The organism is Flavobacterium procerum, from assembly GCF_042431625.1.
In the GTDB taxonomy this organism is placed as follows: domain Bacteria; phylum Bacteroidota; class Bacteroidia; order Flavobacteriales; family Flavobacteriaceae; genus Flavobacterium; species Flavobacterium procerum.
In genome coordinates, this window is sequence record NZ_JBHLYW010000019.1 from 19,649 (window position 1) to 35,857 (window position 16,209).

Annotated in this window: 12 protein-coding genes; 5 read left to right on the forward strand and 7 right to left on the reverse strand. The window is 33.8% G+C overall.

The features are described from left to right. Positions 1 to 76 precede the first annotated feature (76 nt). On the reverse strand, positions 77 to 271 hold the full coding sequence (locus ACFFLS_RS19160) for a hypothetical protein (protein ID WP_008467912.1): 195 nt from the start codon (positions 269 to 271) through the stop codon (positions 77 to 79). Positions 272 to 444: 173 nt separating this feature from the next. Between ACFFLS_RS19160 and ACFFLS_RS19165 the strand changes: the two genes are divergently transcribed. Then, complete coding sequence (locus tag ACFFLS_RS19165) at positions 445 to 1,089, forward strand: hypothetical protein (RefSeq protein ID WP_379682509.1); 645 nt, start codon at positions 445 to 447, stop codon at positions 1,087 to 1,089. A 3-nt stretch (positions 1,090 to 1,092) separates the two neighbouring features. On the opposite strand, the gene ACFFLS_RS19170 is transcribed toward ACFFLS_RS19165, so the two are convergent. Then, positions 1,093 to 1,782, reverse strand: coding sequence for a response regulator transcription factor (locus ACFFLS_RS19170; RefSeq protein ID WP_379682508.1), 690 nt, complete (start codon positions 1,780 to 1,782; stop codon positions 1,093 to 1,095). A 10-nt stretch (positions 1,783 to 1,792) separates the two neighbouring features. Beyond that, entirely contained in the window at positions 1,793 to 3,151 is a 1,359-nt protein-coding gene (locus ACFFLS_RS19175; protein WP_379682507.1) for a sensor histidine kinase, read from the reverse strand. A gap of 255 nt (positions 3,152 to 3,406) precedes the next feature. Between ACFFLS_RS19175 and ACFFLS_RS19180 the strand changes: the two genes are divergently transcribed. Beyond that, the gene (locus tag ACFFLS_RS19180; protein ID WP_379682506.1) at positions 3,407 to 5,518 is read left to right on the forward strand and encodes a TonB-dependent receptor domain-containing protein; all 2,112 of its coding nucleotides are present in this window, start codon (positions 3,407 to 3,409) and stop codon (positions 5,516 to 5,518) included. An 85-nt stretch (positions 5,519 to 5,603) separates the two neighbouring features. Here the strand turns inward: ACFFLS_RS19180 and ACFFLS_RS19185 are convergent, their stop codons facing one another. Both ACFFLS_RS19185 and ACFFLS_RS19190 read right to left on the reverse strand, forming a co-directional pair. Continuing rightward, positions 5,604 to 6,209: an RsmD family RNA methyltransferase gene (locus ACFFLS_RS19185; protein WP_379682505.1), complete on the reverse strand. Its 606-nt coding sequence runs from the start codon at positions 6,207 to 6,209 to the stop codon at positions 5,604 to 5,606. Beyond that, entirely contained in the window at positions 6,206 to 7,027 is an 822-nt protein-coding gene (locus ACFFLS_RS19190; RefSeq protein WP_379682504.1) for a DUF3822 family protein, read from the reverse strand. Before ACFFLS_RS19190 ends, ACFFLS_RS19185 begins: the two co-directional genes overlap by 4 nt. A gap of 276 nt (positions 7,028 to 7,303) precedes the next feature. Here ACFFLS_RS19190 and ACFFLS_RS19195 point away from each other — a divergent pair, with 276 nt between their 5' ends. The 3 genes from ACFFLS_RS19195 (at position 7,304) to kdsB (ending at position 10,410) form a co-directional block, all read left to right on the forward strand. Next, the gene (locus tag ACFFLS_RS19195) at positions 7,304 to 8,713 is read left to right on the forward strand and encodes an ATP-dependent DNA helicase (protein ID WP_379682503.1); all 1,410 of its coding nucleotides are present in this window, start codon (positions 7,304 to 7,306) and stop codon (positions 8,711 to 8,713) included. A 111-nt stretch (positions 8,714 to 8,824) separates the two neighbouring features. Then, positions 8,825 to 9,655 carry a 4,5-DOPA-extradiol-dioxygenase gene (gene ygiD, locus ACFFLS_RS19200; RefSeq protein WP_379682502.1) on the forward strand — a complete coding sequence of 277 codons (831 nt, stop codon included), beginning with the start codon at positions 8,825 to 8,827 and terminating at the stop codon, positions 9,653 to 9,655. 20 nt (positions 9,656 to 9,675) lie between these two features. Next, the gene (gene kdsB / locus ACFFLS_RS19205; RefSeq protein ID WP_379682501.1) at positions 9,676 to 10,410 is read left to right on the forward strand and encodes a 3-deoxy-manno-octulosonate cytidylyltransferase; all 735 of its coding nucleotides are present in this window, start codon (positions 9,676 to 9,678) and stop codon (positions 10,408 to 10,410) included. Between the two features lie 267 nt (positions 10,411 to 10,677). Here the strand turns inward: kdsB and ACFFLS_RS19210 are convergent, their stop codons facing one another. Both ACFFLS_RS19210 and ACFFLS_RS19215 read right to left on the reverse strand, forming a co-directional pair. Next, on the reverse strand, positions 10,678 to 13,089 hold the full coding sequence (locus tag ACFFLS_RS19210; protein WP_379682500.1) for an alpha-ketoacid dehydrogenase subunit alpha/beta: 2,412 nt from the start codon (positions 13,087 to 13,089) through the stop codon (positions 10,678 to 10,680). Between the two features lie 189 nt (positions 13,090 to 13,278). Then, the gene (locus ACFFLS_RS19215; protein WP_379683387.1) at positions 13,279 to 16,026 is read right to left on the reverse strand and encodes a gluzincin family metallopeptidase; all 2,748 of its coding nucleotides are present in this window, start codon (positions 16,024 to 16,026) and stop codon (positions 13,279 to 13,281) included. Positions 16,027 to 16,209: the final 183 nt, after the last annotated feature.

Here is a 16,209-nt window from a genome sequence, read left to right on the forward strand (position 1 = left end):
AAAGTTTTTTAAGTGTTTTTTTTGACACAAATAAGTTTAAAAACTTTGTGCCTTAGCGCCTTCGCAGCAATAAAAACTAAGATTCATCTTTTGTAGTTCGAACCAAACTGATTCCTGACATAAAAAAGACAATTCCTAATATTCCGTAAATAATAAGTGATTTGATGTCTCTGGTTTCTCCAGATGTGCCGGCAAAAATAACGGCAGTATAGATAAGGCCGACGATTCCGAGAATCGTCAATAAGCCTCCAAAAAAGCGTTTTAGATTCATGACCTTTGGTTTTAAATTTATTCAAATATATAATCGATTTGTTTTTAATGTATTATAGAATTGATTTATAAAATTATATCATTTGCATTTGAGATTTTTTGAAAGAATTTTTACAGAAATACGGTAAATATTGTTAAAATGCTATTTTTGCTGCGAACAAATCAATCTTAGGAATGCGAAAAATTGTTGTACTTTTTGTTGTTTTATTTACTTCGTTTAATGCTAACGCTCAAGAATTGCGTCCGTTTGTCGGATTGGGAGGTTTTGTACATTTATATTCTTTTGAAAAAGATTTGCAATCGTCTCCGGCAGCAAGTCTTTCCGCTGGTGCAGAATACAAACTTTTTGGTTTTCTGCTTCCAGAAGTTGAAGCCAATTATATGTTTGGGAAATTTAAAAACAGACTCGAGTCTAATACACCGGTAAATTCAGATAAAACTTTTTCTACTGTAAGCTTTAGTTTTGCGCCCAAATTTGCAATTAATGGTTATGGCGAAAGCGCTTATATACAGATCTTTCCGAAATACATTTATTCGATAATTAATGCTAATGAATCCATTTCTACTACGGGGCAATTTGGGTCGAAGATAACAGAAAGAAGCGCATCAGTTTCACAACATAATTTAGGGCTAGGTGTAGGAGTTGTAATTAATTTTGATACCTGGTATTCAAATGCATTGGCAATCAATTTGTCATACAATTCGATAAGAGTTTCTAATGCTTTTGATCAATTAAATCCAGGGTCTGAACCCACTAATAATGCTGGCGTTTACGGAATAGAGCTTAAATATTACTTTGGAGTTAAAAGACTTAAATAAAAATTATTTTTTTTCGATTCTAAATTCTAAACCAATATTTCGGGTGGTTTCGATACTGATTTTTGGATCTGAATTAAAATATTTTCTAAGCCTGCTGATAAAAACATCCATGCTTCTTCCTGAGAAATAATCGTCTTTTTTCCATACAGACATGAGAATCTGATCTTTTTTTAATAATTGATTATGATTGAGATACAAATACTCAATAAGAGCAGCTTCTTTCTCTGTAAGTTGTTGCGTATGGTTTCTATGATGGAGAGTCAAACGTTCATTATCAAAAATATACGAACCTATTTCGATGATATTGTTTCCGTTTAAGCTTCTTTTTTGCTCAATTCTCTTCAAGATATTCTGAAGCCTTAAAATCAATTCGTCGGCTTCAAAGGGTTTTATGATATAATCGTCGGCGCCTAATTTCAGTCCAATGATTTTGTCTTCTTTTAGTTTTCTAGCCGTAAGAAAAACAAACGGAATTTCAGGATTGATTTTGATGACTTTTTCGGCCAGTGAAAATCCGTCCAGTTTTGGCATCATTACATCAAAAACACAAATATCAAAAGTTTGGTCTTTAAAAAAATCTAGTGCTTTTTCTCCGTTTTCTGCCCAGATTACTTCATACTGATGCAGTTCTAAATATTGTTTTAGAATGGCAGCAAAATCAGAATCGTCTTCGGCTAGTAGTAATCTTTTCAAAATTTTCTAATTAAACTTTTAATACGATGGTAAATGCGGCACCTTTTCCTAAATCGCTGATTACAGCAATAGAACCTTGATGTGCTTTAATGATTTGATTGACATAATACAATCCTAAACCAAGTCCTTTGGTGTTGTGAAGGTTGCCTTGTTCTACTCGATAAAATTTTCCAAAAAGCAAAGCCTGTTTGTTTTTTGCAATCCCGATTCCATTATCTTCAATGCTTACAGAAAACTGATTCTGCAGTAATCTGGTTTTAATTGTAATGGTGTCAGAACCATATTTTACAGCGTTTTCCAATACATTTAAAAACGCTGTAGTGAGATGAAACTGATCTAATACCAAAGAGGTATCTTGAGAATCAAAATCGGTCTTAATCGAAATATTGGGATAAGCCACTTTAAAATCTTCAACAATCTGCGATAAAAAAGTTGCAGCATTGACTTTTTCCTTATTCAGTTCAATCTGGTTTTCGGCAAGAGAATTTGCCATAACCTGATCGATTAAGTTCTGTAAGCGACTGTTTTGACGCGAAATAGTCTTGACAACCGAGTTGAAACTTTCTTCGTTTTCACGAATGTCTTTTCGCTCTAAAATTTTCGTAGAAATACCTAAAGTTGTCAAAGGCGTTTTAAGTTCGTGCGTAATATTGTTGATGAAATCAGTCTTGACTTCGTTTACTTTTTTTTGTTTGATTAACGCTTTAATAGCAATTACAAAAAGACTTATTAATGTTAGAATAGAGAATAAAGAAAGAATGAGGATAAAAGTCATTCGCCTTAAAATAATCATTTCCCAATCGACAACAGAAACATACATCGAATCTTCTGTCAATAATTGATATTCTTCATTTTCAAAGGTTCCATTAGTGGTTCCAACATAATTCCGAACCAGAAAAGCGTGATTTAAAGAAGCTAGATTTCCGTATAATTTATTTTGAATAAAAGGTTCCTCAGAGAAAATGGTATCGGCTTTTTTTTCGTTTTTATACAATATAAATTTGTTTAAAACGATAGCAAAATCGATTTTGAAATTGGGTAAATCTCTTTCGAATTTTCGTTGAATTTGCTTCGTTAAAGCGCTCTGATAGTCATTTCTTAAAACACCGATTTTAATATCCAGTTTAGAGTTTTTTCCTTTGATGTAATTCTCAGAAAGGCTCTTGTAAAGCGCTTCTTTTTTCGCTACTAATGTTGAATCAATATCGCTGTAATTATTTGTGATTTTGCCAATTTCATTCTTAATCTGCGTATGAAACTGTGCTACTTTATATTCATAAGCAGTTTTTACCAAATAACATTGTACTGTCATCAACACAATTAGTGCGATTACAGAAAATGAGATTAATAAATTGATTCTTTGTTTCATTTTTGTTTCAAATTGCAACTGATAGTTAACTCTGATTGAGTTTATAAAAAATATATCCAAATTTTTCTCCCCCAGATTTAGCAGATATTTTATCTCCTAAATCAGCTAAATCTGCGAGAGATTAAAAAAAAGCTTTGTCAAAAATAATGTTTTTAGAGCATAAATAGCCCGTTAACTCCGCATTAACCTCCCATTAACCTTCGCACTTGGTTTTTCAAAGCATTTTTGCAACGTCATAAACCAAAATGCTATAAAATGAAGATTCATCTGCTGTTAAAAATTTTAATTATTATTTACGCGTTTTTATTTTCCTTGATCGGAAATGCACAGAACGAAACACCGAAAGACAGTATTTCAAATAAGCTGCAGGAAGTTGTCGTTACTCAGAATAAAAAAACGTTTACCAATAGCAACGGAAATATAAAAATCGATGTTGCCAATTCTGTTTACAGCGCAATTCCGAATCCGTTAGATTTGCTGGCAAAACTTCCTTTGGTGCAGATAAGTGCGGATCGTGAAAAGATCTCATTAGTCGGAAAAGGAACTCCGTTGCTTTATATCGACAATCAAAAAGCAGAAATGAACGATTTGAACGCTTTATCTGTTGCCGACATCAAAACGATAGAAATCATTCAGAATCCGTCTTCAAAATATGAAGCATCTGGACGAGCTGTTATTTTGATTACGAGAAAGTTGAGCAAAAAAGACAGTTTTAAAACCGAAATATCCGAAACAGCTTCTTTCAAAAAAAATTACAATAATTTTTTGGGTTTTAATTCGAATTTTAAAAAAGGTAAAATAGAATGGAAAGCCAATTTCAATTATAATCAAAGAAATCCTTGGGAAAATCACGGTATTTCTTATCAGATTCCACAAGCTGAAATTGTTTCTGATTACGATGTAACGGCAGTTTCTAATGTCAAAGATTACATTTTTGGCGGAGGATTATTTTATAAAATCAATGAAGAAGATTATTTCTCTGTCAATGTAAATGGTAAGATGCGTAACGATACTTTCGATATCAATACTTTTACTTTTAATAAAAATCAAAACGAAGAGAATAATGTTTATACATTCAGTGACAATTCAAATTCAAAGAATTTTATTAATTCATTTGTCAATTATTCAAAGAAAATAAAAGCTATCGATACAAAGTTGTTTGCGGGTTTTCAGTATTCCAATTTCAATCAGCATTTGTGGAGTTTGGTTCAAAATGATTTCAATGAAACAGAATTAAAACTATCGCAAAATCGTGACCAAAAGTTTAATGTTGATGTTTTTTCAGGCAGGATAGATTTGGAGAAAAAGCTTAATAGCGAAATAAACTGGGAATACGGAGGATTGTTTTCGCAGGCGATTTCTAAATCGGATGCGACTATTTTTAATTATGATGAAAATGAAAATGAATTGATGCAGTATCATTTTAAAGAAAAAAATACGGCTGCTTATACACAGCTTTCAGGAAAGATAAAAAAGTTTGGTTTCTCTGCCGGATTACGAGTAGAAAACACAGATGTAATGGGCATATTTAAGTCTGATGCGGTGCCGGTTCTCAATCGAAATTATACAAATTTTTTTCCGAAAGCTCAGTTTACATTTCCAATTGACAGCATCAAAAATGTGAGTTTGAATTATGCCAAATATATTTCACGGCCAAATTATTCTTCGCTGAGCAAAATTTCAACTTATATAAATCCCTATTTTTTGTACGGAAACAGCATAAATTTAGGACCAGCTTTTGTAAACGAAGTCTCTGGTACTTTTCAGTATCATGATAAAACAGTAAAACTGAGTTATTATCAAGTTAAAAATCCGATGTATTCTAGTTTTATCTTTAACGAAGAGACAAATGTTTTAACCATTTCTGAAGTTAATTTTAATCGCGAAACCGGAATTAGTCTTGATTTTGAATTGCCTTTCAAATATAAATTCTGGACAACAACAAACTCGTTGGTGTTTTTTATGGAAAAAGTAGAAGACAAGGCAGCTGTTTTTGTGACTTCAAAACCGTATGTATATTACTATTCCAACAACGAATTTGATTTGAAAAAAGGATATCGATTTGTACTGGGCTGGTGGGGAGCCACCAAGCAATACAAAGGAATTTACGAGCACGGAGCAAACTTTATCATGGATATGTCTTTGGCCAAGACATTCAAAAACTGGAATTGTACTTTGAGTTTTAATGATGTTTTTAGAAGTACAATTTATAAAGAACAATTGATGATAAACGACGTCGGTTCTAAATCAAAGTATTTGGTCGACGCGCGAGAAATTTCAATTGCTGTCCGTTATTCTTTTGGAAAAATAAAGGATAGCGAATTTAAAGAAAAGAGCGTCAATGAAAATGAAAACAGAATCAGATAAGATTTAAATTCCAAAATAAAAATCCCAAATTCCAATTTTGGAATTTGAGATTTTAAAAATTTGAAAGTTTAAAAATTGATGTAGACTAACCTTCGTCTTCGTCAATATCTTTTTTCGAAATATCGTGTGGTAATTCTTCGTCGTCATCGGTTGAATTTAGTTCGAAGAAACTAAAAAAAGAACCTCCGTAACTTTTCTGAAAAGAAAAATTACTCATATGTTCGAGTTTCGTGTATTTTGAATGTTCGATAATCATCATGCCGTCGTCTTCCAATAATTCTCTTTCAAAAACAGTCAGAACGATTTTCTCAAAAGTGGCTTGATCCAGTCCGTACGGAGGATCGGCAAAAATAATATCGTAAGTAGTTTTGCAGTTTTCTAGAAATTTAAAAACATCGCTTTTGGTTGCAGCAATATCAAAATCAAATTCAGACGATACCTGTTTGATAAATTTTACACATCCAAAATCACCGTCAACGCAGGTAATTGGAGCGCTTCCGCGAGATGCAAATTCATAGCTTATATTTCCGGTTCCCGAAAACAAATCCAAGACCTTTAGGCTGTCAAAACTAAAATGGTTGTTCAAAACATTAAACAATGCTTCTTTGCTCATATCAGTCGTTGGTCTAACAGGCAGGTTTTTTGGCGGAAAAATGCGTCGCCCTTTGTATTTTCCTGAAATAATTCTCATGATTGAAATAAGATATAATGTTTTTGATTTTGCGCAGTTGTAAAACTGTTTCTTTCCTGCAATGCACTGACATCCATAAAAGAAATATGACGGACATATTTGTAAGCGATTGCATAAAATGGGTCTTTTTCGGTAATGGTTCCCAATAATTCAAGCTGAAAACTCTCTGGATTCAGGCTCAATTGTTCTGCTGTAAACAAAATATAATAAATGAAATCTTCGGGATTATTGTATTCAAAAGAATTAAATAACAACAACTTTTGATTCTGGACTACTATAATTTCAAAATTTCCAGGATTGAAATTGATAACCATTTTTTTGTCGTCGTTATTTCGGGAATTGTCTAGTATTTTTTCGACCAAAATACTATTGGCATGTTTATAATCAAAAGAACCTACGTTGTCAATCAGAAAATTATTTATGTTGACATACGGAATATAAACCGAATTCATCTGGTAATTTGGAATGTAATCAAAAGTAAAAAAGTCTGTTTCGAATACTTTGGTAGTATATTGCAGATAACTTCCAAGATAATTTTCGTCAAATAAGGCAGTAGGCACAAAAGACGAAAGGTTATTGCTGTGTACAACCATTACTTCGTCGTAAGTTTCTTTTAATTCGGGATGACTTTTAAATGCTTGAGCATACAAATCTTCTATTTTCACTGCTTTATTTGAAGTGTCAAACTGAATTTCTCTAAAAGTCGTAATGATATTATTTAAAGTATCAAAACAGCAGAATGAAAATCCTGTCAGTGAAACCTGAATAGAAAGCTTTTTGTAATTTTTTGAAGTAATGTTAGTATTGTGTAATGACATAGTTGATTTACAATTCGTTACCTGTTTTAAGTCAAGAAAGAATTTTAGGCGTCACAAACTTACAAATTAAAAAGGAACAATTATAATTGCAATTTCAAAAAACAATTTTACTATAAAGTTAGGAAGGCGTTACATTAGCATTATTTTTTTTGAAACCTATAAGTTGTTTAAGCACATAAGTAAAAATAATAATCTTGAATTTGCTTGCATCACTTATATGGTTTAAAATTGTCATTGCCATTTAAAAAAGCGAACTTTGCGTTTCAAATTTCCTTTATGAATTCAGCACACTTTTACGGTATTTTACAGAAAAGATTTCCTTTTGCCCCAACGCTTAAACAGGATATCTTTTTTCAAAAAATCGCCATTTTTTTGACCGAACCACAAAACGACACCATTTTCGTTTTAAAAGGATATGCCGGAACAGGAAAGACTACGGTTATTTCGACGATTGTAAATAATTTGGGCGAAATCAATAAAAAATATGTATTACTGGCGCCAACGGGACGCGCAGCTAAAGTAATTTCTAATTATTCTAATAATCCAGCTTTTACGATTCATAAAAAAATATATTTCCCTAAAAAATCATCGGGTGGAGGAGTCGCTTTTACAAAACAGGTCAACAAACATAAAAACACCATTTTTATCGTCGATGAAGCTTCGATGATTTCAGACAGTACATTAGACAGCGGTTCGCTTTTAGACGATTTGATTAATTATGTCTATTCGGGGCAGAATTGCAAAATGATTCTTTTGGGAGATACAGCTCAGCTTCCGCCAGTTAATTTAGATGTTAGTCCAGCTTTGGATATTGACACTTTGGGTTTTCATTACAGTAAAGAAATTGAGCATATCGAACTCGACGAAGTAATGCGTCAGGAAGAAAGTTCCGGAATTTTATACAATGCAACAGAACTGCGTGAATTGCTGAAAGAAAGCTTTTTGACGGAATTTAGATTTAACGTCAAAAAATTTAAGGATATAGTTCGCTTAACAGACGGTTATGATATTCAGGATGCAATCAATATGGCGTATAGCAATTATAGTATTGAAGATACGGCTTTTATTGTGCGTTCCAACAAAAGAGCCAATCAGTATAACGAACAGATTCGAAGCCGAATTTTATTTAAAGAAAGCGAACTCTCCGTTGGTGATTTTTTGATGGTGGTAAAGAATAATTATTTCTGGCTCAAAGAAACCGATGAAGCTGGATTTATTGCCAACGGTGATATTATTGAAGTTCTAGAGCTTTTCGGAATCAGAGAATTATATGGCTACACATTTGCGAAAGTAAAAATCAGAATGGTCGATTATCCAGAGCAGAAGCCTTTTGAAACGGTTCTGATTTTGGACACACTAAAGAGCGAATCACCTTCTTTAACGTATGAAGAATCAAATCGTTTGTATGAAGAAGTTATGAAGGATTATGAAGACGAACCAACTAAATACAAGAGATTCCAAAAAGTAAAAGAGAACGAATATTTTAACGGATTACAGGTTAAATTTTCATATGCCATTACGTGTCATAAGTCACAGGGAGGACAATGGAATACGGTTTTTATAGAACAACCGTATTTGCCAGACGGAATTGACCGTGACTACATTAGATGGCTTTATACGGCAATGACACGAGCCAAAAATAAGCTATATTTGATAGGCTTTAAAGACGAGAGTTTTGAGGAATGATTTTTTAGCCACAGATTAAAATGATTTCCACAGACTTTAAATTTTAAAAAAAAGCTTTTTTAGAAAATCTTTTTAATCCTTTTAATCTGTGGCAGGAAAAACACTTTTGCAATGACAACATTAAACGACTTACATTCGATTTCATCAACGTTTTCGAATACCGATAAAATGCCAGTTCTGTTTTTAGGACATGGCAGCCCAATGAATGCCATAGAAGAAAATCAGTTTGTGAATGGTTTTCGAAACTTGGCAAAAACACTGCCGCAACCGAACGCTATTTTATGTGTTTCGGCGCATTGGTTTACAAACGGAACAAAAGTAACGGCAATGGAAATGCCCAGAACAATTCATGATTTTGGTGGTTTTCCGCAAGCACTTTTTGATGTGCAGTATCCGGCAAAAGGCAGTCCGGAATTAGCCGTTGAAACGCAAAAAATACTAGAGCCGGCTATGGTCGAATTAGACGAACATTGGGGACTGGACCACGGAGCTTGGAGCGTGATAAAACATTTGTATCCAAACGCTGATGTTCCGGTAATTCAGTTGAGTATTGATTATACAAAATCAGGTCAGTATCATTTTGAATTGGCTCAAAAACTGCAAGCACTTCGTTACAAAGGAGTTTTGATTATCGGAAGCGGAAACATTGTACACAATCTGCGAATGGTCGATTTTAGAAATTTTGATAAAGACAATTACGGTTATGATTGGGCAATAGAAGCAAGAGAAACTGTAAATAATCATTTACTGAATGATGATTTTCATCCTTTGATTAATTTTGAAAAATTGAACAAAGCGGTTCAATTGGCAGTTCCTACACCCGAACATTATCTACCATTGTTATATACTTTGGGTTTAAAAGATAAGACGGATGAAATTGAACTTTTTAATGATAAATTATTAGCAGGTTCTTTGAGTATGACTTCAGTAAAAATAATGTAATTAAAAATAAGATATTTTAAATGAAAATAATAGCGGTAATTCCGGCGAGATACGCTTCAACACGATTTCCTGCAAAATTGATGCAGGATTTGGGGGGCAAAACAATAATTTTAAGAACTTATGAAGCGGCAGTTTCGACAAAACTCTTCGATGATGTTTTTGTAGTAACCGATTCTGATTTGATTTTTGATGAAATAGTTTCTAATGGCGGAAAAGCAATTATGAGCATCAAAGAACACGAATCCGGCAGTGATCGAATTGCCGAAGCTGTTGCCGACCTTGATGTTGATATTGTGGTAAATGTACAAGGAGACGAACCTTTTACAGAAGCTGGACCATTAGAGCAGGTTTTGTCAGTTTTTAAGAATGATCCCGAAAAGAAAATTGATTTGGCTTCACTTATGCGAGAGATTACAAGCGAGGAAGAAATCAATAATCCGAATAATGTAAAAGTTGTGGTGAATCAATCGCAGTTTGCATTGTATTTTTCACGTTCTGTAATTCCGTATCCAAGAGAGAAAAATGTTGGAGTAAGGTATTTTCAGCACATCGGAATTTATGCTTTTAGAAAACAAGCTTTGTTGGATTTTTACAGTCTTCCGATGAAATCTCTAGAAGCTTCTGAAAAGTTAGAGCAATTACGTTATTTAGAGTTCGGAAAAAGCATCAAAATGGTCGAAACAAAGCATGTCGGAATCGGAATTGATACGGCACAAGATTTGGAAAAGGCTAGGGCTATGTTGAAGGATCTTTGATTCGTAATATAGGACTCGGCTGAAGTGGATTCGCTTTCGCGAAAGCGCGGATTAAAACGGATTTTTTATTTTAGTATTACGATTAAACTCATTATTTGTCATTTCGACCGAAGGGAGAAATCGCACTAGTAACTCCATACAGGATGTCGACAATCTTTGTAGAATTTCGAGTGTGATTTCTCGTTCCTCGAAATGACAAACTTTATGTGTAAAAATAAAAAAAGCTCCAATTTGGAGCTTTTTTTATATCTAAAAACATTCTAAATCTTAATATAAACTTGGATATTTAGAAGGATTAACCTCATTCATCATATTGTGAACTTTTTCAAAAATATCTTCTGCAGAAGGTTTTGAGAAATAATCGCCATCAGTTCCGTATGCTGGTCTGTGTGCTTTTGCAGCAAGCGTCTGCGGTTTGCTGTCAAGATATTTGTAAGCATCTTGCTCTTCCAGAATTTGCTGTAAAATAAATGCAGAAGCACCACCTGGAACATCTTCGTCAATTACCAACAGGCGATTTGTTTTAGCGATACTTTTGACGATATCTTTATTTACATCAAATGGAAGTAAAGATTGAATATCGATAATTTCGCAGTCAATTCCTAATTCAGAGAGTTCATTTGCAGCTTGTTGCACCAGTCTCAATGTTGATCCGTAAGAAACCAATGTAATATCAGTACCTTCTCTCATAGTTTCAACAACTCCAATTGGAGTTTTAAATTCACCAAAATTCAAAGGCGTTTTTTCTTTTAAACGATAGCCATTTAAACATTCGATAACCAAAGCAGGTTCGTCGCATTCTAAAAGTGTATTATAGAATCCTGCTGCCTGAGTCATGTCTCTCGGAACCAAAACATGGATTCCTCGAATCGCATTGATAATCATTCCCATTGGAGAACCCGAATGCCAGATTCCTTCCAAACGGTGACCACGCGTTCTGATGATTAACGGTGCTTTCTGTTTCCCGACAGTTCTATATTGTAATGTAGCCAAATCATCGCTCATGATTTGAATCGCATACAATAAATAATCTAAGTATTGAATTTCTGCAATAGGACGTAAACCTCTCAATGCCATTCCGATTCCTTGGCCGATAATGGTCGCTTCGCGTATTCCGACATCGGCAACACGAAGTTCTCCGTATTTTTCCTGCATTCCTTCCAGACCTTGATTAACGTCTCCAATGTTTCCAACATCTTCACCGAAAATTAAAGTTTCTGGATATTTTGCAAATAAAGCATCAAAGTTATCGCGAAGAATCATTCTTCCGTCTAAATCCGGTTTTGCATTTTCTGCATATTTCGGAAGTACTTTTTGTACTGAAAACACATTTTGAGCCGACTCAGAATGCTGGTTACTGCTGAATTTCTCCTGAGTTTCATTCAAAAATCGGGTAATCCAGTTTGATAAAAGCGTTCTGCTGTTCGGAACTTCTATAAAACGAAGTATTTTTCGAGCGTAAACTAAAAGTTCCTTTTTTAAAGGTGCTTTAATAGCATTTAGTTCCGCAATTAATTTTTTAATTCTTTCTTTATGGTTGATGCTCGCTTCGGCAATCTGCTCCAATAGCGTCAGAAGATTTTTTTGATCTTCGATAATTGGATTAATAAAATCGTTCCAAGCCTCTTTTTTAGCTTCAAGAACTTCTTTTTTCAATTGGAAATCAAGTTCCGACAATTCTTCCGGAGAAGCAATATTAATGGCAATCATCCACAATCTCATTTGTCTGATACAGTCAAATTCTCGTTCCCAAGCAAGTCTTTCGCTGCTTTTGTAACGTTCGTGAGATCCAGATGTAGAGTGTCCTTGAGGTTGCGTCAATTCGTTTACGTGAATTAAAACCGGAACGTGTTCTTCGCGCGCAATAGCTCCAGCTCTTTCATAAGTAGAAACTAGTTCGGCATAATCCCAGCCTTTTACTCGTAAGATATCGTAACCTTTAGAATCTTCATCGCGCTGATATCCTTTTAGGATTTCAGAAATATTTTCTTTAGTGGTCTGATGTTTAGCATGAACAGAAATTCCGTACTCATCATCCCAAACACTCATAACCATCGGAACTTGTAAAACTCCGGCAGCATTTATGGTTTCAAAAAACAAACCTTCCGATGTACTTGCATTTCCTATAGTTCCCCAAGCTACTTCGTCTCCATTAACAGAAAATTTATCTTTAATGGTGATTCCGTCAACATTTCTATAAATTTTGGAAGCCTGCGCCAATCCCAATAATCTTGGCATCTGACCAGCAGTAGGTGATATATCTGAACTTGAGTTTTTCTGTTTTGTTAGATCTTTCCAAGAACCGTCTTCGTTTAAGCTGTGCGTTACAAAATGTCCGCCCATCTGTCTTCCTGCAGACATTGGATCAAATTCTAAATCAGTATGACCATAAAGACCTGCAAAAAATTGTTTGGCATTCAGTTCTCCAATCGCCATCATAAATGTTTGGTCACGATAGTATCCAGAACGGAAATCCCCATTTTTAAAAGCTTTGGCCATTGCCAGCTGCGGTACTTCTTTTCCGTCGCCAAAAATTCCGAATTTAGCCTTTCCTGTCAATACTTCTTTACGACCTAAAAGACTACATTCACGGCTTATTACAGCTATTCGATAGTCATTCAGAACCTCAGTTCTGAAATCTTCAAAGGTTAATGTAGTATTGCTTTTTTCTGTTATCATAATAATGTAGGGGTCATGTTGAGACTGCGAAATTACTTAAAAACAATCAATAATCATAATTCTTTAAACTAAATATAATTTAATTATTTCTATTTAAAATGAAAAAACTACCTGTTTTATTTATGTTATATCTAACTTTTTTCTTGTTTTTATGATAATTGTTTAATGTTTTGATTAAAATTTATTCAATTAAAACCATTTTCGGGTAAAAAGAGTAAGTAATGTTTTTGGGGCAAAAGTTATCACAAATCTTACTTTTTCGGTGTATTTATTTTGTGAGATTTCCCATCCATTATTAGAATAAACCGGAAAATAGAGTTCAAAATAATCAGGAACCAGGTTTAGGCGAATTCCGCTATCATAAGCAAAATCAGCTTTTAAGTGCTTGTTTTTCAGGAAACCGACGTCTCCGTAAACTTCTACCCAATTCCACAAAGCATAACTTGCATTCAAGGTTGTCATCCATTGATTGGCATATCTCGGAGCAATTTCAGATTTAAAACCTCCTTCGGCAATTACATACTGCTGACTGAATAAGCCACTGCTTTCTGATCTTCCGAGCAGATTATAATCAAATAAATAATCTGTAGGGCGATCTAAGCCAAAACTAAAATAATCTGAATTGGTTTTGTTGGATAAAAAAGTCCCAACATAAAAGCGAAGGTTTAATTTTCTATTATTTTCAAACAATCTTCGATATTCTATTTCTCCAGATACTTTGCTAAATTGACTCGAAAACTGTACATCTGTCATCAGATTAAAATGATCGACCAATTCTGTTTTGGTATTCATATAACGGACATTAAAAACGGAATAATTTGGTTTTGAATTGTCTGTTATGTAAGCACTTTCTTCGCGATTTACAATTACTTGGCGAATCAAAAAGAGCTGTTTTCTATTGTCTCTGAAATTTTCCTCGCGAATACGAAACTGAACCATCGGATTCAGTCGCAGATAAGTTGCATCGGGTGCATAATGATAGTAATTCTGGCTGAACGAATAGCGTACATTATACAAGGTGCTGTTTCTGTAATATTGGCTCCACGAAAAAGCAGATGAACCTGATAAAGTTGCCGCTTTTAGCGAATAAGCCGGATTAATATCAAAATTAAAAGGCTTGTCTAATATCGTTTTATTGTGCAGTCTTATTCCTGGCGTAAATCCATCGTAATAATTGTAAGTAAGCGTCGGGATGTATAAAATCTGATTGTAAAAAGGGTCTTCTAAATCTTTAGCAAAATTAAATTTTATCGGACGATTTGTAACGACGAGACTTTTCAATGATTTCCAGTTATTTCTTTGGTTGAACTCTGGAACTTCGTTGTCGTAATTCAGTACGATTTTGTCAGCATTTTTTCGGTCAAAATGATAAACGGTATCTGCTTTTTCAGGTTCAATCCATTCCTTAAAAACGACTTTGTTCTTTTTAAGTCCGTAAACAGGAATAGGAGCATAGATTCCGGTTTTGTTTTTAATCGAAAATGAAACACTGTCTTTAGTTCTCGAAACATCTGAAAATTTGTAATCAATAATATCGCGTGAGTCAATAATAGTCTTAAAAAACCAATCAATATTTTTTGTGCTGTTTTTGGTTAGAATTGTTTCAAAATCGGATCGGTTTGTCTGCTCATACTTGTTAAGAAGAAAAAACTGCTGCACACTTTTAGGTACAATATCGTGATTTAGATAATCATCCAGATAACTAAGACTTAGACCAGCTCGGTATTTGCTCGCGATTTGTTCGTTAAATTTTATTAGCGTGTTTTTTGGATCTCCCAACGGCTGATCTAGATTTTTTCGAGCCATCAGCATGTAATAATAACTGTATTGTTCGTTAAATGTCAGACTGGTAATGTGATAGCTTTTAAAAAGTTTCATGTTCGAAAGCCTTCCGAGCATTTTTTGATTTGGATGATGTTCCTGAATATATTCCATCATTGCATAAATCTGGATTCCGTCATAAATCCAATTGTCTTTTCGCGGATCCAGTTTTAGGCTGTTTTTAAGATAGGTGCTTAGATACGTTTTTAAGAATGTGATTTCGAAAACAAAATCATCTGAGAACGGACTTATAAACGAAGGCAACTGATTTAGGCCATAAAATGGATTTCGATCATAATCTGTTTGCGAAACCATAATTTTTTCATGTGGATATTTCCCAATAAGATTTTCAGCAAAAGAAACCACACGACTAATGATTATTGCCTTTTGGAATTCATCAGTTTTTTTGTTTTTTAAGTCTGTCAGGATTTCGATAGATCCAGTGTCGTAACTTCTAAAATTATTCTGTTTTTCAATAAAAAGACTAAAATCCGTTCTGCTTTTTCCTGAAAAAGAATAAATGCTATAATCTGGATTGGTCAGATTTTTTGAAATCGAATTCAGATCGGTTGTGATAGAATATTGATTCGGAATTTTAATCTCAATATCGTAGTCGCTACTAGCATTTGCAATATCATCGAGATTAAAATTGTTGTTTTTTACAAAAGCGTGGTTTTCATAACGTGCCGGACTCAGAAACCAGTTTTTTAATTTCATTCCATTTGGGTCAAAGCCGAAATGCGTAAACTTATCATTTGGAATTTTTGCAATATAAGTCAGATGTAAATTAACTTTTTCGTTAGGAAGCAGTTTCTGATTTAAACGCACAATGATAAAATCAGGATTTTTCTCGGTTCTTTCCCATTCAAAAGCCATCAGGTTTGAATCGGTTAGGTTTAAAATAGTGGTGTTCCCCCTGTCTGATGCTTTTGCCAAATGAAAACCTCTGTAAAATTCATCAGAAAAACGTTTCGCAAGCGGCGTATTTTTATCAGAAAAAGCATTGTTCCAATCGTTTAGAACGATATTGTCTAAGGTATCATTTGAGTTGTTGTAAAAAGTTATATCTTGTCTTATGTTGAGTGTTTTAAGTTCAAGATTAACCGACACTTCCATCTTTGACTGATGTTGTGCGCAAAGTTTTATTGAAAAAAATAAAACTAAAATAATGAGTTCGACTTTAGAATATGCTTTCAAGAATAGCTTCAACTTTCAGATTTTTGTAAAAATAGCATAAAAAAAGCTGTTTAGAAAAACAGCTTTCAATTTTTACGATATTTAATGAAATTTGTAGCCATA

Bases quoted from the DNA above. Each gene is read 5' to 3' on its own strand.
- ACFFLS_RS19215 (WP_379683387.1), bottom strand. From the start codon at position 16,026: ATGGAAGTGTCGGTTAATCTTGAACTTAAAACACTCAACATAAGACAA.
- ACFFLS_RS19180 (WP_379682506.1), top strand. From the start codon at position 3,407: ATGAAGATTCATCTGCTGTTAAAAATTTTAATTATTATTTACGCGTTT.
- ACFFLS_RS19190 (WP_379682504.1), bottom strand. From the start codon at position 7,027: ATGTCATTACACAATACTAACATTACTTCAAAAAATTACAAAAAGCTT.
- ACFFLS_RS19165 (WP_379682509.1), top strand. From the start codon at position 445: ATGCGAAAAATTGTTGTACTTTTTGTTGTTTTATTTACTTCGTTTAAT.
- ACFFLS_RS19210 (WP_379682500.1), bottom strand. From the start codon at position 13,089: ATGATAACAGAAAAAAGCAATACTACATTAACCTTTGAAGATTTCAGA.
- ACFFLS_RS19160 (WP_008467912.1), bottom strand. From the start codon at position 271: ATGAATCTAAAACGCTTTTTTGGAGGCTTATTGACGATTCTCGGAATC.
- ACFFLS_RS19195 (WP_379682503.1), top strand. From the start codon at position 7,304: ATGAATTCAGCACACTTTTACGGTATTTTACAGAAAAGATTTCCTTTT.
- ygiD (WP_379682502.1), top strand. From the start codon at position 8,825: ATGACAACATTAAACGACTTACATTCGATTTCATCAACGTTTTCGAAT.
- kdsB (WP_379682501.1), top strand. From the start codon at position 9,676: ATGAAAATAATAGCGGTAATTCCGGCGAGATACGCTTCAACACGATTT.
- ACFFLS_RS19185 (WP_379682505.1), bottom strand. From the start codon at position 6,209: ATGAGAATTATTTCAGGAAAATACAAAGGGCGACGCATTTTTCCGCCA.
- ACFFLS_RS19175 (WP_379682507.1), bottom strand. From the start codon at position 3,151: ATGAAACAAAGAATCAATTTATTAATCTCATTTTCTGTAATCGCACTA.